Source organism: Escherichia sp. MOD1-EC6021 (genome assembly GCF_002965245.1).
Classification (GTDB): domain Bacteria; phylum Pseudomonadota; class Gammaproteobacteria; order Enterobacterales; family Enterobacteriaceae; genus Escherichia; species Escherichia coli_F.
This window is the reverse complement of record NZ_PTRU01000014.1, coordinates 123731-147837: the sequence shown is the minus strand read 5'-3', so window position 1 is coordinate 147837 and position 24107 is coordinate 123731. Positions and strand designations below refer to the sequence as shown.

Genomic DNA, 24107 nt, shown 5'->3' with positions numbered 1-24107 from the left:
CCACGGGAATATCTACGGCAGCAAGCCAGTAATGGGTTAAGTGATAACAGGTGTCTGGAAATATAGGGGCAAATCCACAGACTTTTTCAGGTGTAAATTTTCTCGCTGACACTTTTTGACATGAATTTACACTGGCATCACACAGGCCAGAATACGGGGAGAACATGCAGCGCCGGCAGAACAACATTCTGACGAAAACGTCCCTTTTATCCCGTGCGTTGTCTGTCCCCTGTTGTGATATGTTCCGGCGTGGCTCTCCGTGGATATGCTATCTCTCCCTCTCCGTTTTTTCTGGTTTTTTTATCCCCGCATTTTCGTCTCCGGCAGCCATGCTGTCTCCGGGTGACCGCAGTGCAATTCAGCAGCAACAGCAGCAGTTGCTGGATGAAAACCAGCATCAGCGTGATGCGCTGGAGCGCAGTGCGCCGCTGACTATCACGCCGTCTCCGGAAACGTCTGCCGGTACTGAAGGCCCCTGCTTTACGGTGTCACGCATTGTTGTCAGTGGGGCCACCCGACTGACGTCTGCAGAAACCGACAGACTGGTGGCACCGTGGGTGAATCAGTGTCTGAATATCACCGGCCTGACTGCGGTCACGGATGCCGTGACGGACGGCTATATACGCCGGGGATATATCACCAGCCGGGCCTTTCTGACGGAGCAGGACCTTTCAGGGGGCGTACTGCACATAACGGTCATGGAAGGCAGGCTGCAGCAAATCCGGGCGGAAGGCGCTGACCTTCCTGCCCGCACCCTGAAGATGGTTTTCCCGGGAATGGAGGGGAAGGTTCTGAACCTGCGGGATATTGAGCAGGGGATGGAGCAGATTAATCGTCTGCGTACGGAACCGGTACAGATTGAAATATCGCCCGGTGACCGTGAGGGATGGTCGGTGGTGACACTGACGGCATTGCCGGAATGGCCAGTCACAGGGAGCGTGGGCATCGACAACAGCGGGCAGAAGAATACCGGTACGGGGCAGTTAAATGGTGTCCTTTCCTTTAATAATCCTCTGGGGCTGGCTGACAACTGGTTTGTCAGCGGGGGACGGAGCAGTGACTTTTCGGTGTCACATGATGCGAGGAATTTTGCCGCCGGTGTCAGTCTGCCGTATGGCTATACCCTGGTGGATTACACGTATTCATGGAGTGACTACCTCAGCACCATTGATAACCGGGGCTGGCGGTGGCGTGGGTGTCAGTATCGGTGCCGGTGGTAACGGTGCCGGTATCAGCGTCTTTGCCAGCGTTAATGCGGCAAAAGGCAGCGAGAAAGGTAACGGTACTGAGTGGACTGAAACCACAACAGACAGCGGTAAAACCGTCACCATCAACAGTGGTCGGGATACGGTACTGAACGGTGCTCAGGTCAACGGCAACAGGATTATCGCCGATGTGGGCCACGACCTGCTGATAAGCAGCCAGCAGGACACCAGTAAGTACGACAGTAAACAGACCAGCGTGGCTGCCGGTGATTAAGAAAGCTGCACCTACCTAAGTAGTAGCAAACGCACACTTTTTAGAAAAATCGATGGTCAGAAACTGGATTAGCAATTCCGTTCCAGGGTTGCTTTTGATTTACGTTGGCGTCTGATCATTGATTTATCCTCAAAAGCCCAACCTCATTGGTAATGAACCAGCTCCATGAATGTCCGCTCTGGCACAGAGCGAAATTTTTTGATCTCCCCCCTGAAATCTAAACTTAGTCATGTCACGTTTTTGGGTTTCTAAAATTTTAACTTCGCGTTTTTCGTTGCCGTAAGGGTTATACAGAAATGTCCGTTAAGCAGAGTTCAAAATTGATTGCCGTTCACGACTGGTTTGAAAGCCGCGCCCAAGCCTGTACAGCTCTGGTTTGCGTTGATTATGAACCTGTCAGCCTAAAGCAAGCGGATGGACGATGAGTATTGGTAATCTTTCAGAGTCCGGAAAAGTTCAGCCCCAGTCTGAACTGGCTTGCTGGCGCCAGTCCAGTTTCATTCAGTCGTGGTTTGGTTCTTACGGCCTGTGCAATCTACCTCATTAGGCACATCGGCCTGCCAGATACCGGCTCGGGGTGTATTTCCGCTTCCACGCTGAATACTGTTCTCAGCAATCCTGGGGTCATCACCTCTTCTGGTGTGCCTTGCGCCATAACATGCCCGTTTGCCATTACCACCAGTTGATCGCAGTACCGGCTAGCCTGATTAAGGTCGTGCAGCACAGCGACCACCGTTTTCCCCTGAGTCCGGAGTTCGCCCATCAACCGCATCAGGTCCACCTGGTGATTGATATCAAGATAGGTGGTTGGTTCATCAAGTAATACAACGGGCGTATTCTGGGCCAGGACCATCGCCAGAAATGCGCGCTGGCGCTGACCGCCGGAAAGCTCGGTTAACCGACGAACGGCAAGATGATTAATCCGGGTCTGGTTCATGGCGACATTAACTCGTGCATTGTCTTCAGCGGAGAGATGCCCCCAGAGTGACAGCCAGGGATTACGACCATACGAAACCAGCTCCTGGACTGTGATCCCCTCTGGCGTTAAATGGTGCTGAGGCAGCAGCGAAAGCCTGCGGGCCAACTGGCGCGATGAGAGCATATTTATGGGATTATCGCCGAGAAATACGGTGCCAGACTGCGGCATTAAAAGCCGCGAAAAACAGTTTAACAGCGTCGATTTCCCGCAACCGTTAGGACCGATCAGGGCGGTGATCTTCCCCGTTGGCAGTGAGAGTGAAACGTCGTTAAGTACCTTGTCTGTCCCGTAACTGACCGTCAGATTTTCAGTTCGTAAAGTCATTTATCGCATTCTCACAAGCAACCAGACAAACCACGGCGCACCGATAATGGCGGTCAGCACGCCAACCGGGAGCTCCAGTGGGGGATAAATAATTCTCGCCAGCAGATCGGCAACCACCAACAGCAACGCACCTGTCAGGGCCGAAACAGGCAGCAGTCTGCGGTGACGTCCACCGGTGATGCTACGCATCATATGCGGCACCACGAGACCAATAAAGCTAATCGGGCCGCAGGCGGCCACGCCGGTAGATGTCATGGCGACAGCTAGTAACAAAGCCCAGAATCGGGTATGGGGCACCGACACACCGAGCGTGGTGGCGCGCGCATCGCCGAGTGCAAGGAGGTCGAGATCGCGGCAAAAACTCAGGCTCAGCGGCAGAAATAAAATCATCAGCGGGATGGCAATCTTCACAAAGCTCCAGTCACGGCCCCATAAGCTGCCGGTCAGCCACAGCAGGGCGTTGTTCACATCCTGCGGGCGCGAGAGCATCAGATAATCCGTCAGGCTGGCCCAGCATGCAGAAAGCGCCACGCCGGTGAGCGCCAGCTTCATCGGCTGGTGGGTCTTTGCCAGCATCTTCAGCAATATCAACCCCGCCATGCCGCCCGCAAAGGCCAGCAGCGGCAGCACCATCACGGGCAGTGACGGCATAAGAAGTAGAGCCCCCACAGAGGCCAGGCTGGCGGCATGGTTAACGCCGAGAATATCCGGTGATGCCAGAGGGTTGCGCACAATCCCCTGTATCAGCACACCCGCCACGGCGAGGGCTGCACCGACAAACAGTGCCAACAGCAAGCGCGGCAGTCGGTACTCCATCAATACATAATAATGCTCGCGTCCGGCCTGCCAGTCGGTCAGCAGCGCGCGCCACGGCACGGGGATCACTCCCATATGGAGTGATAACAGCGCACAGCCCGCCAGGGCAAGGGTGATGAAAATAACCAGCGCAATTTTCATCCTCGCCTCCTCACAAGCCAGACAAAGCAAGGGCTGCCAATCAGCGCCAGCACTGCGCCTGCGGGCAGATCTCCGGGGAAGGCCAGCGCGCGTGCGAGTACATCTGCCAGCAGCATCAGCGTGGCCCCCAGCAGCATGCTCACTGGCAGTACGTTGCGCTGATCGAAGCCTGCCCAGAAGCGCGCCAGATGTGGCACCAGCAGACCGATAAACGCCACCGGACCTGCCACGCTGACGCACGCACCAACCAGAAGCAGCACTAACATATTGATGACCAAACGTAGCCTCGTCAGGTTCACTCCCAGCGTATGGGCGGTGCTGTCGCTGAGGTTGAGCAGGTTCAGTTGATTCGCCAGCAGCAACACGACAGGGACTGCAGTGACCACCACCGGCAAGAGCTGCCAGACATCCTGCCAGCGGGCGTGGGACACTCCGCCTGCCAGCCAGTAAAAGATGCCGTAAGCATGATCTTCGGCCAGCAGCAGGGTGATGCGGGTAAGGCCCATACAAAAGGCCGACAGCGCGATACCCGCGAGGATCAGTTTGTTTCTGTCATGGGTATGACGAAATCCGCCTCCTGCGGTCATGACCAGCAGCCAGCTCACGCCGCCCCCGCATGCCGCGATGAACGACAGAGAATAGCCTGCAATCGGCGTCGGACTCAGCGCGCTGGTAAGCGCCATAGCCAGCGCCGCGCCGCTGTTAATGCCGAGCAGTGAAGGAGAGGCCATTGGGTTGTGGGTCAGGGTTTGCAGCAGCGTGCCCGCGAGCGCCAGGCTTGCGCCGATCAGAACGGCGACGAGGCTTCGTGGCAAACGAAGGTTTTGCACCAGCGCTTCTGGTAGCGTTGGCGTGTGTCCAGGCAGCAGGGCGCGGGTTGCATCTGCTCCGGAAACAGGAATGGCCGAGTAGCAAAACAGACTCAGCCAGAAAATAATAATAAGTGCTGCAACGGGAAGCCCCCACAGCAGCACCGGGTGTTTTATCGCGGTCATTTCACAACGGTAAGCGGCTGATGGTGGAAGATTTTTACCGTGTCAGCGGCAATACGCTCTGCAGCAAAAATACCGCGCATCCGCGCCCAGGTGTTACTGTCGACCGAAGCAACCTGCTGCTTCTGCGCGGCGGTTAACATCTGCCAGAGCGGATCTTGTTGCCAGCGTTTAACAATGCTCTCTTCGCGATAGTGGGCAACCAGCAGCCAGGCAGGATTGACCGCCAGCAGTTGCTCCAGGCCGATGGACGGCATGGACGCACCCGCCATCGCAGCGGGAACGTTCAGCCCCAGAGAGGCCAGCACGCTGCCGGTCCAGGTCTCCTGAGTATGCAGGTTGAATTGCTGTTCGCGTGATGTGCCAAAGGCCACGCGTGTCCCTTTGGGAAGCTGGCTGGCCCACTGCGCCATCCTCTCTTTATGTTGTTCCAGACGTGCCTGCATCTCTCGCTTTTTACCCACCATTTCGCCGATGATAGCCGCAGATTGCAAATTTTCAGCGTAGGTTTCGTTGCGGGACTTAAGCAGCAGTACCGGCGCGATTTGCTGCAAGGCGATGTAAACCCCCGCATGGCGACTGCTGTCGGCAATGATCAGGTCTGGTTTCAGAGCGGCAATGGCTTCCAGGCTCGGCTGCGCGCGCGTTCCGACGGACTGCCACGGTTTCAGGTGCGCACGCACTTCGGGCAGGATGCGTTTTGCATCGTTATCGTCGGCAATACCGATCGGGCTGACGTCCACGGCGGCCAGCGCATCGGCGAACGAGAGTTCCAGCACCACAATCCGTTGTGGCGTTTTTTCGAGTGTAAACGTGCCGTGTTCGTCCTGAACCGTGGCGGCAAAGGCGTGGCTGATCACCAGCAGCAGGCCTGCAAAAAGAAAACGGATAAATGCCAACATAATCACATTCCAGCTAAAAGCCCGGCAAGCCGGGCGTTAACACATCAGAACTTCAACGACCCCTGCATATACAGCGTGCGCGGCTGGCCTGCATAGATGCCTTTGTTGTTGTCGTCATAAGAGCGGATGAAGTAGTCCTGGTCGAAGATGTTTTTCACACCGAATGCCAGGTTCAGATCTGCCATCTGCGGGCCAAAGTCATACGCCACGCGTGCGCCCCAGAGCATGAAGCCGGGAATGCGGCCGGTACTGCCGTCGGCGCTCTCTTTCACCGTATTGGCGTTATCCGCAAACTGGCTGGACTGGAAATCGCTGTTCAGATTGAACGTCCAGTTTCCTGGCTTGTAGTCCACGCCCAGCGTGCCTTTATGTTTCGGGGAGAATGGTACCAGATTGCCGTAGGTGTCGCCTTTCTCGCGGATTTCCGCGTTCACATACGCATAGCTGGCGTAGATGGAAACGTTATCAAGCGTTGGCGTTAGCGTACCCAGATCGTAACGTGCCTGCGTTTCCAGCCCGGTATGGCGCGTTTTGCCACGTGCAGTGACGGTGTCGTTGGTCTGGTTGGAGCCGTACTGATTGTTAAAGTTAATCAGGAACAGCCCCATTTCCGCCGTCAGCGCGCCGTCGTCGTAGCGGGTACCGAGTTCCCAGGTTCGCGCTTTTTCCGGTTCCACATTGCCGCTTTGCACAGCCTTGCCAATCTGGCTGTACTGTACGGTGCCGAACGAGCCTTCAGTGTTTGCATAAAGATTCCAGCTGTCAGTCAGGTGATAGAGCACGTTCAACGCCGGAAGCGGTGCGTTATAGCTCACTTCTTCGTGCGTGCCTGTGATGGCGTTGTTCTGGTATGACTCGATATGTTCGAAACGCATACCCGGCGTGATGGTCCAGTTGCCGATGTCGATTTTGTCATCCAGATACCAGGCGTGCGCCTCGGTGCCGGAACGCGTATCGCGGTCGTAAGGGCTTGAGCCGGACGGCAACTGCCCGCTGCTGGTGGCGGTGTAGTAACGCATTTCATGCGTTGATTCATTCACATAGCGATAGCCCACGCCCACTTCGTGCGCGGAAGGGCCGATCATAAAGATCTGGCTGTAGCGTGGCTCAATACCGCGCACCCAGTAGTTACGCGGCGAGAGGGTGATGCGTTTGCCTTGCTCCAGGTAGCCGCTGCGCAGGGTTTGGGTGTAGAACCCCTGAATGTTGAATTTATGCTGGCTGTCTGGCTGGAACTGGTAGCCCAGGCTCGCCAGCTTGCGACGACCCCAGAAGCGGTCATACGAGCGGGTGGATTGCCAGCGATCGGCGTCGTAATCCGCGCGAGACAGGCCACCGGGCATGTCGGCTTCACCGTCGTAATATTGCAGCAGGCTGTTGAAGGTGTGCACCTCATCCGGCGCATATTTGCTTTTCAGCATCAGGTCGTCGATGCGGGTGGCGCTGTGCTCGCGCCAGTCACTGCCGCGCGTGCCGGAGTAGAGCAGCGCGGTGCCAAAACCGTTGTCCGCTGTGCCGCCCACCATCAGGTTGTGCGTCTCTTTCGGGTTGTTTTGTGAAGAGGTTGGGCTGAGCTGACCTTCCACGCCCGCCTCGATACCAAAGTCCTGCGGAATGGCACGGGTAACAAAGTTCACCACGCCGCCCACGCTCTGCGGTCCGTAACGCACCGCACCACCACCGCGTACCACGTCAATGGCATCCATGTTGCCGAGCGAAACGGGAGCCAGTGAAAGCTGCGGCTGACCGTAAGGGGCGAAGGGGACGGGGATGCCGTCCATCAGGACGGTCGAGCGGCTGGCGAGGCGCGGGTTCAGGCCCCGGATGCCAAAGTTCATCGCCAGGTCGTGGCTGCCGGTGCCGTTGTTTTCCGGCGCGCTGACGCCAGGGATGCGGTTAAGTACCTCACGCATGGTGGTTGCGCCGGTTTTGGCGAAATCCTCACGGCGGATCACGTCACGCGCGCCAGCATGTTCAAATACGTCGTTTTCACGCGCATCACCCAGCCAGTCGCCGACCACGGTCAGGGCATCTTCTTTTGGTGCGAGCGCGGGCTCCAGCGTCCAGCTGTTATTTCCCAGCGGTTTTACCTGCAGTCCGCTGCCGTCCAGCAGTTGTTGCAGGCCGCTCTCGACGTCGTAATCGCCGTGCAGGCCGTTGCTCTGCTTGCCGCGCGTCAGGCTGGCGTCAACCGAGAGGGTAATTCCGCTGTGTGCGGCATACTGATTGAGCGCTTTATCGAGCGATCCCGGTGCGATATTAACCTGTGCAGCAAAAGCGGAAAACGAGAGACCGGCCAGCGGCAGCAGGCTCAGGCGAATGGCGTTAACCAAAGGTGTTGTTTTACGAAAAACGCGTAACGGCGTCATACCTTCCCCATCATCATTTTTGTTGTGTTCAGCTATGAGTCGAACGAGAAGGGTAAAAAGGACAATCGAAATAAGAATTATTTTCCTTACAGTGGTGAAATGTTTATCCAGTACCGCGTAATAGACTGAATTTTAACGGGAAGCGTTTGCGCGATAACGTTCAGGATCGCATCGGTATTTTTCAGCGGGAACGTCCCGCTCAGGCGCAGCCCGGCAACGGCGGGATCGCAGCGCAGCACGCCGTTGCGGTAACGGGTTAGCGTGGCTATCACCTCACCCAGCGGTTTATCGCTGAAGCTCAGGATGTCCTTCGTCCAGCTTGTACTCTCGTCATCCAGCGGTTTCACTGCGCCAAACTCAGAGGCGCTGAACTGCAGGCTTTCACCAGCGTTCACGATGCGTTTTTGCGCGGGGGCACTGGCGAGAAGCACTTCCACGGCGTGCTGCTGCACGTCAAGCTGCGTGAAATTATCCTGCTGGCGGACGGTAAATTCTGTCCCTAAAGCAGTGAGCTGGCCCTGACGGGTCAGGACACGGAAGGGGCGTTGCAGGGCATCTTTCGCGGTAGTAATGGCGATTTCACCGTACCAGAGCCGGACGGTGCGCTGATGCGCATCAAAACGCACATCCGCCGCGCTTTGGGTATTCAGCGTGAGCAGGGAGCCATCTTCCAGTTGCTGACGGCTGACTGTGCCTTTGGCGGTGCGGTAATCTGCCCGCAGACCTTCGCCGGTTTCCGACTGCCAGAGCTGCCAGCCTCCGCTAGCGCCGAGCAACAGCAGTAATCCTTTCATCACGTGACGGCGGGTGAGGCGGGTATCGTGCAACGCCCGGCTGGCAACGTCGCCAGGCACACCGCCAAGCTGGTTGCGCAGGTTTTCAACCTGCTGCCAGGCCCACTGGTTATCCTGATCCTGTTCATACCACTGTTGCCAGCGCGCTTCCTGTTGTGGGCTGACGCGCTCGCCGCTTAGCACGGCATACCAGTGGGAAGCTGAACGCAGCGCCTGACGGCGGGAATCGGTTAACAAAGGATTCATAACCCATACTCCAGACGGAACAGCAGGCAGTGCTCGACGGCTTTCGCCACGTATTTTTTCACGGAGCTGATGGAAACACCGAGTTTGTGCGCAATCTCGCTGTATGTCAGACCATCCAGTTGCGAAAGCAGAAACGCTTCACGTGTTTTGCCGTTTAGCCCGTCCAGCATGCTGTCGAGGAGTTGTAGGGTCTCGAGTTGGCTTTCGCGTTCCTCAGGTGAAGGCGCTCCCCCCTCCGGCATAAGCGCCAGAATCTCCAGATACGCTTTTTCCAGCGCGTTTCGGCGAAACAGGTCCACCATCACGCGTTTGGCGATAGTGCACAGGAAGGAGCGAGGATCGCGGATCGTCGAGAGCGTTTCGCTGACCATTACCCGCAAAAAAGTGTCCTGGGCAATGTCATCTGCATCAAAAGCAGACTGGAGTTTGCGCGTCAGCCAGCTTTTCAACCAGCCGTGATGTGTGCCATAAAGCGACTCGAACGTTAAGGAAGCTGTGGTAGTGGCGCGGTCAGACATGCGGAGTGCATCAAAAGTTAATTATCACGTAGCCATATTAATATGAGAATAGTTATCATTACAATTGGAAATAAAATTGTTTCCAATAGACATTTTTAACATGTTGTTTTTCTAAGTGTTATAGGGTAGGTATAAAATGGGATGGAGCCTCTGCTTCTGGCATGTGTCGGTCAAAATGACTCATGATGTGGTCTGCTATTATTGACATTCTCACTGCCCTAAAGGATGGGGATTTCGGTAATGCTGCCAACTTACTGATTTAGTGTATGATGGTGATTTTAAGGTGCTTGCGTGGCTTCCATTTCCATCAGATGTCCTTCCTGCTCCGCTACTGAAGGCGTGGTGCGTAACGGCAAAAGCACTGCCGGACATCAGCGCTATCTCTGCTCTCATTGCCGTAAAACATGGCAACTACAGTTCACTTACACCGCCTCTCAGCCCGGTAAGCACCAGAAAATCATTGATATGGCCATGAATGGCGTCGGATGTCGCGCCAGTGCACGCATTATGGGCGTTGGCCTCAACACGGTTTTACGTCACTTAAAAAACTCAGGCCGCAGTCGGTAACCTCGCGCATACAACCGGGCAGTGATGTGATTGTCTGCGCTGAAATGGACGAACAGTGGGGCTACGTCGGTGCTAAATCACGTCAGCGCTGGCTGTTTTACGCGTATGACAGGATACGGAGGACGGTTGTGGCGCACGTCTTCGGTGAACGCACTCTGGCCACACTGGAGCGTATTCTGAGCCTGCTGTCGGCCTTTGAGGTCGTGGTATAGATGACGGATGGCTGGCCGCTGTATGAATCACGCCTGAAGGGAAAGCTGCACGTTATCAGCAAGCGTTACACTCAGCGCATTGAGCGACATAATCTGAGACAACATCTGGCAAGGCTGGGACGGAAGTCACTGTCGTTCTCAAAATCGGTGGAGCTGCATGACAAGGTCATCGGGCATTATCTGAACATAAAACACTATCAATAAGTTGGAGTCATTACCTGGTTTTTGATGCCAGCCATAACGTGTTTGACTACAAAGTATTACGAAAGAACTTTAATGAGCCCCTGGAATAATTCATTAAAGTAATTTACTTCGCTATCCTTTTTCCAGTTACTCACAAAGAAAAATATTCAGAAAATAATTCCCGGGCTAGCTGCCCGGGATGATTACTATTTTAATGGATTGTTAATCTTTGCATATTCAAACGGGCTGATACATTGTTCTCTGTTCGCATCCAGAAAATCTGCCCACCACTGTAGCATAAGTCGACGTTCTTCCAGATGTTCGGCTTTATGGATATACGCAGCACGTACACCATTACGCTCCTGATGGCTCATCTGGCGTTCCACAGCATCGCGGGACCACAAACCTGATTCTATTAATGCACTACATGCCATCGCCCGGAATCCATGACCACAGACATCCTGGGTTGTGTCATACCCCATAACCCTCAGGGCTTTATTTACGGTGTTTTCACTGATTGGTTTACGTGGGTCATGTGCTCCCGTAAAGATCAGACCATTTTCACCTGCCCATGTCTGAAGTTCTGCCAGTATGGCTACAGCCTGTTGGCTGAGTGGCACAAGATGTGGTGTTCGCATCTTGGAGCCCCGGTATGAAAATTTTACGCCTGGCAGAGGTTCGCGTTCGGCTGGAATAGTCCACATGGCATTGTCAATATCAATTTCAGACCAGCGGGCATATCTGAGTTCACTGGAACGAATAAAAACCAGTAAATTCAGCATAACTGCCAGTCGGGTGACAGGCTGGCCTTTATAACCGTCAATACGCGACAGAAGTTCAGGCAGGCGTGAAAGATCCAGAGCAGGGCGATGCTGGCGTTTTACCGTGGTCAATGCACCAGCCATATCCAGAGCCGGGTTATATCTGATGATGCCAGACTGTACGGCATAACGCATTACAGCAGATATTCTTTGCTGCAGACGACTGGCGATTTCATAAATTTGTTTAGCTTCTGCAGCACGAACAGGGATAAGCAGGTCCGGGGTACTGAGTGTTGTGATATCCCGGTTGCCGATAAAGGGGAAAACGTGTGTCTCGAGGCTTTTGAGTACTTTATCGCTGTGTGATTGTGCCCATTGTTTATTACTGGCATGCCAGCGTCGTGCAATATGTTCAAAAGAGAGTTGTAAATCAGGGACTACTTTTTTAGCTCTTTTCTGTTCGCAAGGGTCAACCCCCTCCGAAATCAGTTTTCGGGCCTCATCCCGTTTTGTACGAGCTTCGGAGAGAGAAACTACCGGATACACACCAAGTGCCAGGGTTTTCTCCTTACCCAGAATACGATAACGGAGACGCCAGTAACGGGAACCATTAGGATGAACCAGCAGGAACATGCCGGCCCCGTCAGTGAGTTTATAAGCCTTGTCAGTGGGCTTTGCAGCCCGGATTTTTGCGTCAGTCAGTGCCATAGTTCAGCCTTCTGAATGCGTTAAAGAGGGTACAAATTCTGTCGAACTGGGGTATACCCGCAATTATACCCACACAATGGGGTTGATGTGGGGGGAATCTGGTTGAGTTCGGTAGAATTGATTTGGAGGCAGAACGCTTAAATTGTGGCGTTCTGAAACGAAAAACGGACCTCCGTGGAGGTCCGTTGATATGAATTTGGTGCCCGGACTCGGAATCGAACCAAGGACACGGGGATTTTCAATCCCCTGCTCTACCGACTGAGCTATCCGGGCAACGGGGCGCATTAAACCTGATTCGCCTCGTCTCGTCAATCAAATTTCTTCAATTTAGTGCAGACTGCACAATCTATCATCACTTTGCCACTATTGCACGCATTGTCAGGCAAACCAGGCGGTCCAGGCGGCGGAAAGCGGCATTGCCAGAAGGAGTGCTGGAAGCATGTTGACCACCGGGAACATTTTAATGCCACAGATGCGTAAGCCGGTTGCCAGCAGCAATAAACCGCCTACAGCGCTGAAGTCTGCCATCATCGACGGTGTGGTCAGCGGTAATATCAGCGCGGCAGCCCACGCCAGCGTTAACTGGATGATCAGTAATGGGATACTAATTACCGACACCGCAATACCCAACGAGCAGGCGAAGATCATCGCCGTAAAGAAATCGAGAAATGACTTGGCGATTAAAATACTCGGATCGCCGGTCATCCCTTCGTTCATCGCCCCGAAGATCCCGGTGCCGCTGGCGCAAAACAGGACAATAATCGCGACATAATTCTGAATAAAAGATTCATGCGCTGGCTTCTTACGTGAGTGGCGAAACAGATTTTGCGCTTTGGCGACCACTGTATTGACGCCTTTTTCCAGCAGACAAATTTCGCCAATTAGAGCGCCAAGTAGCGTAGCTAAAACCATCGCTGGAAGGTTGGCGCATTTCACCACCAGTAAAATACCAATCCCCAGCGATGCCAGACCAAAAATAGATGTCATGGAAACGCGGATACGTTCCGGTAAACGTTGGCTGAGCAGAGCGCCGATAACGCCACCCAGTAAGACTGCACTCGCGTTGATAAAAGGGCCGATGACCACAAGAGTTCCTGTTAGCTGCATTGTCTGATTTTCTTATTATGAACGTTTGGCTCCTTCGATGGCTTGTTTGTTCGCAAAGTCCTGGCTTGCGCGCTTTAGCGAAAGGTGCCATGATTGCGCGAATTTTCTCCTCTCTGTACGGAGTTTGCCCGATGCACGCCACCTCCTTACATTCTCTCGCTTATCGCCGTTTCGCGCGAAACTCCTCCCTTTTTCTGCTCATGCGGTGAAGTTAACGCACGCTCACTGCAGGACAACAGTAAAATCAGAGCGTTTCTGCTTTTACTGATGTCTGGCGGTCGGAGCTGGTGACCAGTTTGACCCATATCTCGTGGGGCAGGGTTTTTCACCTTGTCCGGTATTCTTACTTCCCCGAAACGGGTTTTGCGCTTATGAAATCAATGAATATTGCCGCCAGTAGTGAACTGGTATCCCGACTTTCTACTCATCGCCGCGTGGTGGCGTTGGGAGATACTGATTTTACGGACGTCGCGGCAGTCGTCATTACCGCTGCGGATAGCCGCAGTGGCATTCTTGCGTTGCTTAAGCGCACCGGTTTTCATCTACCGGTGTTTTTGTATTCCGAACATGTTGTTGAATTACCCGCGGGCGTTACGGCGGTAATCAACGGCAACGAGCAGCAGTGGCTGGAGCTGGAATCCGCAGCCTGTCAGTATGAAGAGAATTTGCTGCCACCGTTTTATGACACGCTGACGCAGTACGTTGAGATGGGCAACAGCACCTTTGCTTGCCCTGGGCATCAACATGGTGCGTTCTTTAAAAAGCATCCTGCCGGACGCCATTTTTACGATTTCTTTGGCGAGAACGTCTTTCGCGCCGATATGTGTAATGCTGACGTAAAATTGGGCGATCTGCTTATTCATGAAGGTTCGGCGAAGGATGCACAGAAATTCGCAGCCAAAGTCTTTCATGCCGATAAAACCTATTTTGTGCTTAACGGCACATCGGCAGCAAATAAGGTTGTGACGAATGCGCTGTTAACGCGTGGTGATCTGGTGCTCTTCGACCGTAACAACCATAAGTCGAATCATCACGGCGCGCTGATTCAGGCGGGGGCGACGCCGGTCTATCTGGAAGCTTCACGTAACCCGTTTGGTTTCATTGGCGGTATTGATGCGCACTGTTTTAATGAAGAGTATCTGCGCCAGCAAATTCGCGACGTTGCGCCAGAAAAAGCAGACCTGCCGCGTCCGTTTCGCCTGGCGATTATTCAGCTGGGAACCTATGACGGCACTGTCTATAACGCCCGTCAGGTGATCGATACCGTTGGGCATCTGTGTGATTACATTCTGTTTGATTCCGCGTGGGTCGGTTACGAACAGTTTATCCCGATGATGGCGGATAGCTCGCCGCTGCTGTTAGAACTTAACGAAAACGATCCGGGGATCTTTGTGACGCAGTCGGTGCACAAACAGCAGGCGGGATTCTCACAGACGTCGCAGATCCATAAAAAAGATAATCATATTCGCGGGCAGGCGCGTTTTTGCCCACATAAGCGGTTGAATAATGCCTTTATGCTCCATGCTTCTACCAGCCCGTTCTACCCGCTGTTTGCCGCGCTGGACGTTAACGCCAAAATTCATGAAGGGGAGAGTGGGCGTCGGCTGTGGGCTGAGTGCGTTGAGATAGGGATTGAAGCGCGCAAGGCGATTCTTGCGCACTGTAAGCTGTTCCGCCCGTTTATCCCGCCCGTTGTTGATGGCAAATTGTGGCAGGATTATCCGACATCAGTGTTAGCCAGCGACCGTCGTTTTTTCAGTTTTGAGCCGGGGGCGAAGTGGCACGGCTTTGAAGGATATGCCGCGGAGCAGTATTTTGTCGATCCGTGTAAGCTGTTACTGACCACACCAGGTATTGATGCTGAAACCGGTGAATATAGCGACTTTGGCGTTCCGGCGACGATTCTGGCGCATTATCTGCGTGAGAACGGTATTGTGCCGGAGAAGTGCGATCTCAACTCCATTCTGTTCTTATTAACGCCGGCGGAAAGCCACGAGAAGCTGGCACAACTGGTGGCGATGCTGGCGCAGTTTGAACAGCATATTGAGGATGACTCACCGCTGGCTGAGGTGTTGCCGAGCGTTTATAACAAATATCCGGTGCGCTATCGCGACTACACCCTGCGCCAGTTGTGTCAGGAGATGCACGATCTGTATGTCAGTTTCGACGTCAAAGACCTACAAAAAGCGATGTTCCGCCAGCAGAGTTTCCCGTCAGTGGTGATGAATCCCCAGGATGCGCATAGCGCTTATATTCGCGGTGAAGTGGAGTTGGTGCGGATTCGTGATGCCGAAGGGCGAATTGCGGCAGAAGGGGCTTTGCCTTATCCGCCTGGCGTGCTTTGCGTGGTGCCCGGGGAAGTCTGGGGCGGGGCTGTCCAGCGTTATTTCCTTGCGCTGGAAGAAGGGGTGAATTTGCTGCCAGGTTTTTCACCGGAGCTGCAAGGTGTCTATAGCGAAACCGATGCGGATGGCATGAAACGGTTGTACGGGTATGTGTTGAAGTAAGAATAAAAAAACGGGTCACCTTCTGGTGACCCGTTTTTCTTTGCGTAATTAGTGGCTAACCGTCTGTGTACCTGTCGGGACACGAACGTGTTTATATTTGAACATCGCCATAAACGCGAAGGCCAGAACCACGGAGTAACCTGCGAAAATCAGCCATACGGTTTGCCAGTCGGTAATGCCGTTTTGGGTATACATCTCAACCACTTTACCGCTCACGATGCCGCCGAGGATACAGCCGAAGCCGTTGGTCATCATCAGGAACATCCCTTGCGCACTGGCGCGAATTGCCGGGCTAACTTCTTTTTCGACAAACACCGAACCAGAGATGTTGAAGAAGTCGAATGCGCAACCGTAAACGATCATCGACAGTACCAGCAGCACGGTACCGAACGGAGTCGGGTCGCCGTAAGCAAACAGCGCAAAACGCAGGATCCATGCCACAATACTGATCATCATTACGTTCTTAATACCGTAGCGGCTTAAGAAGAATGGGATGGTCAGAATGAACAGGGTTTCAGAGATCTGCGAAATCGACATGATGATTGACGCATGCTGCACAATAAAGCTGCTGGCAAACATTGGGTCTTTGTCGAAGCTGTGCAGGAAGGTATTACCAAACATGTTGGTAATCTGCAGTTCCGCGCCCAGCAGCATTGAGAAGATGAAGAAGATTGCCATACGCTTGTTTTTAAACAGCGCGAATGCATCGAGGCCCAGCAGGGTTGTCCAGCTCTGATTCGCTTGCTGTTTAGCAACCGGAATATGCGGCAGAGTCAGGGTAAACAGAACCAGAATGGCGGAAAGTGCTGCACCAATATACAGCTGCATGTGGCTTAATTCGAAGCCAGACAGGCTCACCACCCACATTGCCATGATAAAGCCGATGGTGCCCCAGATACGGATTGGCGGGAAGTCAGTAACGATATCCATCCCGGCATTTTGCAGGCGATAGTATGAGATGGTGTTGATTAACCCAAGCGTTGGCATATAAGCAAACGAGTTAATCAATATCACAAGGAACATCGCCTCCGGCGTCGTAACCTGTGCCGCCATGAACAGCGTGATAGCGCCAATGGTGTGGCAAATGGCATAGACCCATTTCGCACTTAACCATTTGTCGGCCACAATCCCCAGCAGCGCAGGCATAAAGACCGCGGCGATACCCAGTGAGCTATAAACTGCGCCAATAGAAGCACCGTCAAACTTCAGGGTAACAAACATATAGGAACCGAGGGTCGTCAGCCAACTTCCCCACAGACAGAACTGCAGAAAAGAGAGGATTTTCAGCTGCAGCTTAAGATTCATGTTAATTTCCTCACATCGTGATGCGGATGAGTGTTTGAAAAAGCACATTTGACCGTGCGAGATGATGCGATTCTATCAACTTCGCAGACTGGTTTTTTGTTACCTGTGGCAAATAATTGCAAACATTCCCAATTTGCAAAACGAAATTGTGATGTGGATAACATTTTTGCCCCTGAGCATCGTCAGGGGCGGTAAGTGGAATTATCGGCGGCGGTAGGATTTTTGCGCGGTGTTCACTTTATAAAGATAACGGCGAGATTCCGCAGAGGGATGGCGGGTCGTCAGAGTCTGATAAACATCGCCCGGTGTCATGGTGTTAATAATATTGGCAGCCTGAATCTTGTCATTCGAAAAGACTCGCAGCACGCTGCCTGCGCCGCCGTTATAGGCGGTGATGACGGCGTAACGCCGCGATGTCGGGTTATCAATTCCGCCAAGATAAACATTATTCAGCATCGCCAGATACGCGGTGCCGGTATCAATATTGCTGGCAGGATCAAACAAGAAACTGCGGCTCGGCGTGCCGGATTTCCCCTGCGAGCGGAACACATCTTTCCCGGCAGTATGTTGTACCACCTGCATTAATCCCAGCGCGTCGGAACGGCTAACCGCATACGGGTTAAAGGAAGATTCGGTCTGCATAATTGCGAGAATCAGCGACTCATCAACGCCATATTTCCGTGATGCCTGGCGGACCATACCGAGATATTTGTGCGCACGTTTATCAAGGTGGTTCGGCACCATGTTAATGGTGACGCTGTAGATGATACGCAGCCCGTTGCTGCGGCTCTTCAGACGGTTTTTCAGCAGATAATCCGCGAAGTTGCTCGCGCGACCTTCCCAGCGAATCGGCTGCCCGGTGTTGTCCACCACCTGACCGTAAAGGAAAGGTTCTTTCGAAATCGTAATATCATCAACGTCGGAATAGAGATCGACCGAACTCGGATCGTCACCCATCAGCAACGTTTTGATTATTGCCCGGCGCAAATGCGCGGCAGGTTCTGTCCCGGCGATGGTTTCGATAGTGATCGTACCGTCATCGAAGTTGATGTGGCTGCGGGTCTGATATTGATCGGTGTATTTCACGTAGTCCTTAGGACCGGCGATCACTACCTCTTTGAATCCCCAGATGTTCTCAATGTTGTGGGCAAATTGCCCCATCAGAATATCAAAACCGTTGGTATCTTTGACCCAGGCTTCGTTATAGGTATCGCCTTTTTTGGTCGTCGAACAGGAGATGAGCAACGGCGCAATCAAAGCCAGCGCGAGATATTTTTTCATCATTCCGGGTGCGTGTTGTGTTTGTTTTTATGCAAGTTGCCGGAGGCGTGCTCCGGCACTGTTTTTATTTTTTATCTTCCGGCGTATAGCCCTCGATATGCACCTCTTTACCCTCGAACAGGAAGTTGACCATCTCCTGCTCCAGCAGCTTGCGGTGCTCGGCATTCATCATGTTGAGTTTCTTTTCATTAATCAGCATGGTTTGTTTGTGCTGCCACTGCGCCCAGGCTTCTTTGGAGATCTCGTTATAGATGCGTTTTCCCAGCTCGCCGGGGTACAGCTGAAAATCCTGACCTTCTGCTTCACGTTGCAGGAAAGTACAAAAAATCGTTCTGCTCATAAATCATCCTCTTTATCGACTCACGCGCTAAACCGGCGCGCCAGTGCGTAACTGCTGTAACAAACGCTCCACGGGAGCCGCCAGGCCAACTGACGGCGGTTGCGCTAAGTTATACCAGAGCGCATTGCCTTCATCCATGCAGCCGGTGAATGACGACACGGGAAGCCACATAGGCACAATATCTAAGTGGAAATGGCTGAAGGTATGGCGAAACGCGGTCAGCTGCGTCAGGTTATCGGCAGCAATCTGCCGTTGCGCCAGCCATTGCCGCAAACTTTCTTCATCGGCAAACTGCGGGAAACAGTATAAACCGCCCCACAATCCGCTCGGCGGACGCTGCGCCAGAAATACTTCATCTTTGTGCTGTAACAGCAGAAAGTAGCCGGTGCGCTCCGGTAGCGTCTGTTTCGGTTTTTTGCCCGGATAAAGCGACCAGCTATTGTTGGCGGCGGCAATACATCCGTTTTGTAGCGGACAGAGCGAACATTTCGGCTTCGAGCGCGTACAAATCATCGCGCCCAAATCCATCATCGCCTGGTTAAACCGTTCCACGCCAACCGCGGGCGTCACCTGCTCGCTTAAACTCCATAGTTTGTTCTCGACCTCTTTTTTCCCAGGCCAGCCGCTTACAGCATAGCAGCGCGCCAGCACCCGTTTGACGTTACCGTCGAGAATCGGAAAGTGCTTACCCAGAGAAAGCGAGAGAATCGCGCCTGCGGTGGAACGCCCGACGCCCGGTAACGCGGCAACCTCATCAAAGGTTTCCGGGAATTTACCGCCGTGTAAGGTGGCAACTTGCTGTGCCGCTTTATGTAGATTGCGCGCGCGGGCGTAATAGCCCAGTCCGGTCCACAAGTGGAGAACTTCGTCCAGCGGCGCATTGGCGAGATCGGTCACCGTCGGGAAGCGCGCCATAAAGCGTTCAAAATAGGGGATAACGGTCGCAACCTGAGTTTGTTGCAACATCACTTCTGAGAGCCATACTTTGTAGGGCGTCTTGTCAATTTGCCAGGGCAGCGTTTTCCGCCCGTATTTATCGTACCAGTCCAGAACCTGGGCTGAAAATTGCGACGCTTGCATGGTCACCGAATTCACTGTTGTTGGGGGCAAGATTGCAGCACAGCGACGGCAGGGTGTAAACCGGAACTTTCCGCAGCCACGGCCTTATCATGCTTGCATCCGGCAACTAACTTTGGATAATGCCCGTTTTCAGAACACTTTCACAAGCGACTAAATCTTTATGAAAAACGACGTCATCTCACCGGAATTTGATGAAAACGGCCGCCCGCTGCGCCGTATCCGTAGTTTTGTGCGCCGCCAGGGGCGACTGACCAAAGGCCAGGAACATGCGCTGGAAAACTACTGGCCGGTGATGGGCGTTGAGTTCAGCGAAGATATGCTGGATTTCCCTGCGCTTTTTGGCCGTGAAGCGCCAGTGACGCTTGAGATTGGTTTTGGCATGGGCGCGTCGTTGGTGGCAATGGCTAAAGATCGCCCTGAGCAGGACTTCCTCGGCATTGAAGTGCATTCACCAGGCGTTGGTGCGTGCCTGGCTTCTGCGCATGAAGAGGGCTTAAGCAACCTGCGCGTGATGTGTCACGATGCGGTTGAAGTGCTACACAAAATGATTCCTGACAATTCATTGCGCATGGTACAGCTCTTTTTCCCTGACCCGTGGCACAAAGCGCGCCATAATAAACGCCGTATCGTTCAGGTGCCGTTTGCCGAACTGGTAAAAAGCAAACTGCAGCTGGGGGGCGTATTCCATATGGCGACCGACTGGGAACCTTATGCGGAACATATGCTTGAAGTGATGTCTTCGATTGACGGTTATAAAAACCTGTCAGAGAGCAACGATTTCGTACCGCGCCCGGCATCACGTCCGGTGACGAAATTTGAACAACGTGGTCATCGTCTTGGTCACGGAGTATGGGACTTAATGTTCGAGAGGGTGAAATAATGGCAAAGAACCGTAGCCGTCGTCTGCGTAAAAAAATGCACATCGACGAATTCCAGGAATTAGGATTTTCGGTGGCATGGCGATTCCCGGAAGGTACATCGGAAGAACAGATTGATAAAACCGTTGATGACTTTATTAACGAGGTTATCGAACCGAACAAACTGGCCTTTGACGGCAGCGGTTATCTGGCCTGGGAAGGTCTGATCTGCATGCAGGAAATCGGCAAATGCACCGAAGAACATCAGGCGGTTGTGCGTAAGTGGCTGGAAGAGCGCAAACTGGATGAGGTACGCACCAGCGAACTTTTCGACGTTTGGTGGGACTAAGAAAGCATACGGGCGATGACAAATGCAAAACTGTCTGATGCGCTACGCTTATCAGGCCTGGAAAGATGCACAATCGAGTAGGCCGGATAAGGCGTTTACGCCGCATCCGGCATGGATAACGTGTACTTTGTTATCAATCTGGGGCCAGCAAATGCTGGCCTGATTTGTTCTTGAGGGAAGACTATGATGCGCAAAATGCTGCTGGCGGCAGCACTTTCAGTGACGGCAATGACCGCTCACGCCGACTACCAGTGCAGCGTCACGCCGCGTGACGATGTGATTGTCAGCCCGCAAACCGTGCAGGTGAAGGGCGAAAACGGCAATCTGGTGATCACGCCAGACGGCAACGTGATGTATAACGGTAAGCAATATTCCCTGAACGCCGCCCAGCGCGAGCAGGCGAAGGATTATCAGGCTGAACTGCGTAGCACGCTGCCGTGGATTGATGAAGGCGCGAAAAGCCGCGTCGAGAAAGCCCGTATCGCGCTGGATAAAATCATCGTTCAGGAGATGGGCGAAAACAGCAAAATGCGCAGCCGTCTGACCAAACTTGATGCGCAACTGAAAGAGCAGATGAACCGCATTATCGAAACGCGCAGCGACGGCCTGACGTTTCACTATAAAGCCATTGATCAGGTTCGCACCGAAGGTCAACAATTAGTGAATCAGGCAATGGGCGGAATTTTACAGGACAGCATTAATGAAATGGGCGCGAAAGCGGTGCTGAAAAGCGGCGGTAACCCATTACAGAACGTGCTGGGAAGCCTGGGCGGTCTGCAATCCTCAATCCAGACCGAGTGGAAAAAGCAGGAAAAAGACTTCCAGCAGTTTGGCAAAGATGTCTGTAGCCGCGTTGTGACTCTGGAAGATAGCCGCAAAGCCCTGGTCGGGAATTTAAAATAATCCTCTATTTTAAGACGGCATAATACTTTTTTATGCCGTTTAATTCTTCGTTTTGTTACCTGCCTCTAACTTTGTAGATCTCCAAAATATATTCACGTTGTAAATTGTTTAACGTCAAATTTCCCATATAAAGCTAAGGGATAATGCGTAGCGTTCACGTAACTGGAGGAATGAAATGGAGTTTTTCAAAAAGACGGCACTTGCCGCACTGGTTATGGGTTTTAGTGGTGCAGCATTGGCATTACCCAATATCACCATTTTAGCAACCGGCGGGACCATTGCCGGTGGTGGTGACTCCGCAACCAAATCTAACTACACAGCGGGTAAAGTTGGCGTAGAAAATCTGGTTAATGCGGTGCCGCAACTGAAGGACATTGCGAACGTTAAAGGCGAGCAGGTAGTGAATATCGGCTCCCAGGACATGAACGATAATGTCTGGCTGACACTGGCGAAAAAAATTAACACCGACTGCGATAAAACCGACGGCTTCGTCATTACTCACGGTACCGACACGATGGAAGAAACCGCTTACTTCCTCGACCTGACGGTGAAATGCGACAAACCGGTGGTGATGGTCGGCGCAATGCGCCCGTCCACGTCCATGAGCGCAGACGGTCCATTCAACCTGTATAACGCGGTAGTGACCGCAGCTGATAAAGCCTCCGCTAATCGTGGCGTGCTGGTGGTGATGAACGATACCGTACTGGACGGTCGCGATGTCACCAAAACCAACACCACCGACGTAGCGACCTTTAAGTCTGTTAACTACGGTCCGCTGGGTTACATTCACAACGGTAAGATTGACTACCAACGTACCCCGGCACGTAAGCATACCAGCGACACGCCGTTCGATGTCTCTAAGCTGAATGAACTGCCGAAAGTCGGCATCGTTTATAACTACGCTAACGCATCCGATCTTCCGGCTAAAGCACTGGTAGATGCGGGCTATGATGGCATCGTCAGCGCTGGTGTGGGTAACGGTAACCTGTATAAATCCGTGTTCGACACTCTGGCGACCGCCGCGAAAAACGGCACTGCAGTAGTGCGTTCTTCCCGCGTACCGACGGGCGCTACCACTCAGGATGCCGAAGTGGATGATGCGAAATATGGCTTCGTGGCCTCTGGCACGCTGAACCCGCAAAAAGCGCGCGTTCTGCTGCAACTGGCTCTGACGCAAACCAAAGATCCGCAGCAGATCCAGCAGCTCTTCAATCAGTACTAATCACCTCGCCCCGGTATCGTGCCGGGGCTTTTCACTTCAGACTCACGTCCATTGCCAATTTTCATCACCCTAATGATAATCACCGGAATAAATTATTCCGCGCGAGGGTTTTCGGGTGAAAAAGCAATGGATTGTTGGCACGGCGCTGCTTATGTTGATGACTGGTAATGCCTGGGCAGATGGCGAACCGCCAACTGAAAATATCTTAAAAGATCAATTCAAAAAGCAGTATCACGGCATTCTCAAGCTTGATGCCATCAGCTTAAAAAATCTTGATGCTAAGGGTAATCAGGCCACCTGGTCAGCGGAAGGCGATGTCTCTTCCAGTGACGATCTCTATACCTGGGTCGGTCAGTTGGCAGATTACGAACTGCTCGAACAGACCTGGACGAAAGATAAACCGGTAAAATTCTCGGCGATGTTAACCAGTAAAGGAACGCCCGCGTCTGGCTGGTCGGTGAACTTTTACTCTTTTCAGGCGGCAGCCAGCGATCGTGGGCGGGTGGTCGACGATATCAAAACGAATAATAAATATCTGATCGTGAATAGCGAAGATTTCAATTATCCCTTTAGTCAGCTTGAATCAGCGTTGAATACCCAGAAGAACTCGATTCCTGCGCTGGAAAAGGAAGTGAAAGCGCTTGATAAGCAAATGGTGGCGGCGCAGAAAGCAGCGGATGCATATTGGGGAAAAGATGCAGACGGTAAGCAAATGACCCGCGAAGACGCATTTAAAAAAATTCACCAACAGCGTGATGAGTTTAATAAACAGAACGATAGCGAGGCGTTCGCGGTTAAATATGACAAAGAGGTTTATCAACCGGCGATTGCGGCATGTCATAAACAGAGTGCAGAGTGTTATGAAGTGCCGATTCAGCAGAAGCGAGATTTCGATATCAACGAACAACGGCGACAGACTTTTCTGCAATCACAAAAACTTAGCCGTAAATTGCAGGATGACTGGATAACGCTCGAAAAAGGGCAATATCCGTTAACGATGAAAGTTTCAGAAATAAACAGTAAAAAAGTCGCGATTTTGATGAAAATTGATGATATCAACCAGGCTAATGAACGCTGGAAAAAAGATACCGAACAATTGCGGCGCAATGGGGTGATTAAGTAATTTTTGCGATGACGCAAGAGTTGTAGCCGGATGTTGCGTACA

At 52.8% G+C, this 24107-nt stretch carries 21 protein-coding genes, 1 tRNA gene and 4 pseudogenes; 12 read left to right on the top strand and 14 right to left on the bottom strand.

Annotated elements, in window-relative coordinates; all coding sequences use genetic code 11:
* Positions 1-164: 164 nt before the first annotated feature.
* Together BEB54_RS17095 and BEB54_RS17090 are read left to right on the top strand one after the other, a co-directional pair.
* Positions 165-1193: pseudogene (locus BEB54_RS17095) on the top strand (ShlB/FhaC/HecB family hemolysin secretion/activation protein); the annotation flags it as partial.
* Positions 1174-1473: pseudogene (locus BEB54_RS17090) on the top strand (hemagglutinin repeat-containing protein); the annotation flags it as partial. The pseudogenes BEB54_RS17095 and BEB54_RS17090, both read left to right, overlap by 20 nt.
* Positions 1474-2014: 541 nt before the next feature.
* Here the strand turns inward: BEB54_RS17090 and fecE are convergent.
* From fecE to fecI, 7 genes are all read right to left on the bottom strand, one after another.
* Positions 2015-2782 (bottom strand): Fe(3+) dicitrate ABC transporter ATP-binding protein FecE, encoded by a 768-nt coding sequence (gene fecE / locus BEB54_RS17085; RefSeq protein ID WP_000175452.1) that lies wholly within the window; start codon positions 2780-2782, stop codon positions 2015-2017.
* A complete protein-coding gene (gene fecD, locus BEB54_RS17080; protein WP_000684859.1) occupies positions 2783-3739 on the bottom strand; it encodes a Fe(3+) dicitrate ABC transporter permease subunit FecD in 957 nt (318 codons plus the stop codon). It abuts the gene before it with no gap.
* On the bottom strand, positions 3736-4734 hold the full coding sequence (fecC, locus tag BEB54_RS17075; RefSeq protein ID WP_000125187.1) for an iron-dicitrate ABC transporter permease FecC: 999 nt from the start codon (positions 4732-4734) through the stop codon (positions 3736-3738). The genes fecD and fecC overlap by 4 nt, the downstream gene beginning before the upstream one ends.
* On the bottom strand, positions 4731-5633 hold the full coding sequence (gene fecB, locus BEB54_RS17070; RefSeq protein WP_000879160.1) for a Fe(3+) dicitrate ABC transporter substrate-binding protein FecB: 903 nt from the start codon (positions 5631-5633) through the stop codon (positions 4731-4733). The genes fecC and fecB overlap by 4 nt, the downstream gene beginning before the upstream one ends.
* Before the next feature lie 44 nt (positions 5634-5677).
* Positions 5678-8002 carry a TonB-dependent Fe(3+) dicitrate receptor FecA gene (gene fecA, locus BEB54_RS17065; RefSeq protein ID WP_000188270.1) on the bottom strand — a complete coding sequence of 775 codons (2325 nt, stop codon included), beginning with the start codon at positions 8000-8002 and terminating at the stop codon, positions 5678-5680.
* 86 nt (positions 8003-8088) lie between these two features.
* Complete coding sequence (gene fecR / locus BEB54_RS17060) at positions 8089-9042, bottom strand: ferric citrate uptake sigma factor regulator FecR (protein WP_001068916.1); 954 nt, start codon at positions 9040-9042, stop codon at positions 8089-8091.
* Entirely contained in the window at positions 9039-9560 is a 522-nt protein-coding gene (gene fecI / locus BEB54_RS17055; RefSeq protein ID WP_001283624.1) for an RNA polymerase sigma factor FecI, read from the bottom strand. Before fecI ends, fecR begins: the two co-directional genes overlap by 4 nt.
* Positions 9561-9696: 136 nt before the next feature.
* Here fecI and ykiE point away from each other — a divergent pair, with 136 nt between their 5' ends.
* The 3 genes and pseudogenes from ykiE to BEB54_RS29965 form a co-directional block, all read left to right on the top strand.
* Positions 9697-9765: a hypothetical protein gene (gene ykiE, locus BEB54_RS29370; RefSeq protein ID WP_212591415.1), complete on the top strand. Its 69-nt coding sequence runs from the start codon at positions 9697-9699 to the stop codon at positions 9763-9765.
* Between the two features lie 86 nt (positions 9766-9851).
* Positions 9852-10543, top strand: a pseudogene (locus BEB54_RS17045) (IS1 family transposase).
* Between the two features lie 14 nt (positions 10544-10557).
* A pseudogene (locus tag BEB54_RS29965) lies at positions 10558-10632 on the top strand (phosphoethanolamine transferase); the annotation flags it as partial.
* 96 nt (positions 10633-10728) lie between these two features.
* Here the strand turns inward: BEB54_RS29965 and BEB54_RS17035 are convergent.
* The 3 genes from BEB54_RS17035 to BEB54_RS17025 all read right to left on the bottom strand — a co-directional run bounded on the left by BEB54_RS17035 (position 10729) and on the right by BEB54_RS17025 (position 13077).
* A complete protein-coding gene (locus BEB54_RS17035; RefSeq protein WP_105282239.1) occupies positions 10729-11991 on the bottom strand; it encodes a tyrosine-type recombinase/integrase in 1263 nt (420 codons plus the stop codon).
* A gap of 197 nt (positions 11992-12188) precedes the next feature.
* Positions 12189-12264, bottom strand: a tRNA-Phe gene (locus tag BEB54_RS17030).
* A gap of 105 nt (positions 12265-12369) precedes the next feature.
* The gene (locus BEB54_RS17025; RefSeq protein WP_105276729.1) at positions 12370-13077 is read right to left on the bottom strand and encodes a DUF554 domain-containing protein; all 708 of its coding nucleotides are present in this window, start codon (positions 13075-13077) and stop codon (positions 12370-12372) included.
* A gap of 152 nt (positions 13078-13229) precedes the next feature.
* On the opposite strand from BEB54_RS17025, the gene BEB54_RS29365 reads away from it, so the two are divergent.
* Both BEB54_RS29365 and speC read left to right on the top strand, forming a co-directional pair.
* Positions 13230-13307 carry a hypothetical protein gene (locus BEB54_RS29365; protein ID WP_212734103.1) on the top strand — a complete coding sequence of 26 codons (78 nt, stop codon included), beginning with the start codon at positions 13230-13232 and terminating at the stop codon, positions 13305-13307.
* Positions 13308-13469: 162 nt separating this feature from the next.
* The gene (speC, locus tag BEB54_RS17015) at positions 13470-15605 is read left to right on the top strand and encodes an ornithine decarboxylase (protein WP_105276728.1); all 2136 of its coding nucleotides are present in this window, start codon (positions 13470-13472) and stop codon (positions 15603-15605) included.
* A gap of 48 nt (positions 15606-15653) precedes the next feature.
* Here speC and nupG read toward each other — a convergent pair whose 3' ends face one another.
* The 4 genes from nupG to mutY form a co-directional block, all read right to left on the bottom strand.
* Positions 15654-16910, bottom strand: coding sequence for a nucleoside permease NupG (gene nupG / locus BEB54_RS17010; protein WP_001049791.1), 1257 nt, complete (start codon positions 16908-16910; stop codon positions 15654-15656).
* A 201-nt stretch (positions 16911-17111) separates the two neighbouring features.
* Positions 17112-18191, bottom strand: a complete 1080-nt coding sequence (mltC, locus tag BEB54_RS17005; RefSeq protein WP_000760323.1) for a membrane-bound lytic murein transglycosylase MltC — start codon at positions 18189-18191, stop codon at positions 17112-17114.
* A 64-nt stretch (positions 18192-18255) separates the two neighbouring features.
* Positions 18256-18531 carry an oxidative damage protection protein gene (locus BEB54_RS17000; protein ID WP_000091700.1) on the bottom strand — a complete coding sequence of 92 codons (276 nt, stop codon included), beginning with the start codon at positions 18529-18531 and terminating at the stop codon, positions 18256-18258.
* A 27-nt stretch (positions 18532-18558) separates the two neighbouring features.
* A complete protein-coding gene (gene mutY, locus BEB54_RS16995) occupies positions 18559-19611 on the bottom strand; it encodes an A/G-specific adenine glycosylase (protein ID WP_105276727.1) in 1053 nt (350 codons plus the stop codon).
* Positions 19612-19771: 160 nt separating this feature from the next.
* On the opposite strand from mutY, the gene trmB reads away from it, so the two are divergent.
* From trmB to BEB54_RS16965, 5 genes are all read left to right on the top strand, one after another.
* The gene (trmB, locus tag BEB54_RS16985) at positions 19772-20491 is read left to right on the top strand and encodes a tRNA (guanosine(46)-N7)-methyltransferase TrmB (RefSeq protein ID WP_032185092.1); all 720 of its coding nucleotides are present in this window, start codon (positions 19772-19774) and stop codon (positions 20489-20491) included.
* Positions 20491-20817 carry a YggL family protein gene (locus BEB54_RS16980; protein ID WP_104920308.1) on the top strand — a complete coding sequence of 109 codons (327 nt, stop codon included), beginning with the start codon at positions 20491-20493 and terminating at the stop codon, positions 20815-20817. The genes trmB and BEB54_RS16980 overlap by 1 nt, the downstream gene beginning before the upstream one ends.
* A gap of 183 nt (positions 20818-21000) precedes the next feature.
* Positions 21001-21720: a DUF2884 domain-containing protein gene (locus BEB54_RS16975; RefSeq protein ID WP_105276726.1), complete on the top strand. Its 720-nt coding sequence runs from the start codon at positions 21001-21003 to the stop codon at positions 21718-21720.
* Positions 21721-21895: 175 nt separating this feature from the next.
* On the top strand, positions 21896-22942 hold the full coding sequence (ansB, locus tag BEB54_RS16970) for an L-asparaginase 2 (protein ID WP_000394126.1): 1047 nt from the start codon (positions 21896-21898) through the stop codon (positions 22940-22942).
* A gap of 115 nt (positions 22943-23057) precedes the next feature.
* Positions 23058-24065, top strand: a complete 1008-nt coding sequence (locus tag BEB54_RS16965; RefSeq protein ID WP_105276725.1) for a DUF1202 family protein — start codon at positions 23058-23060, stop codon at positions 24063-24065.
* The last annotated feature ends 42 nt before the right edge of the window (positions 24066-24107 follow it).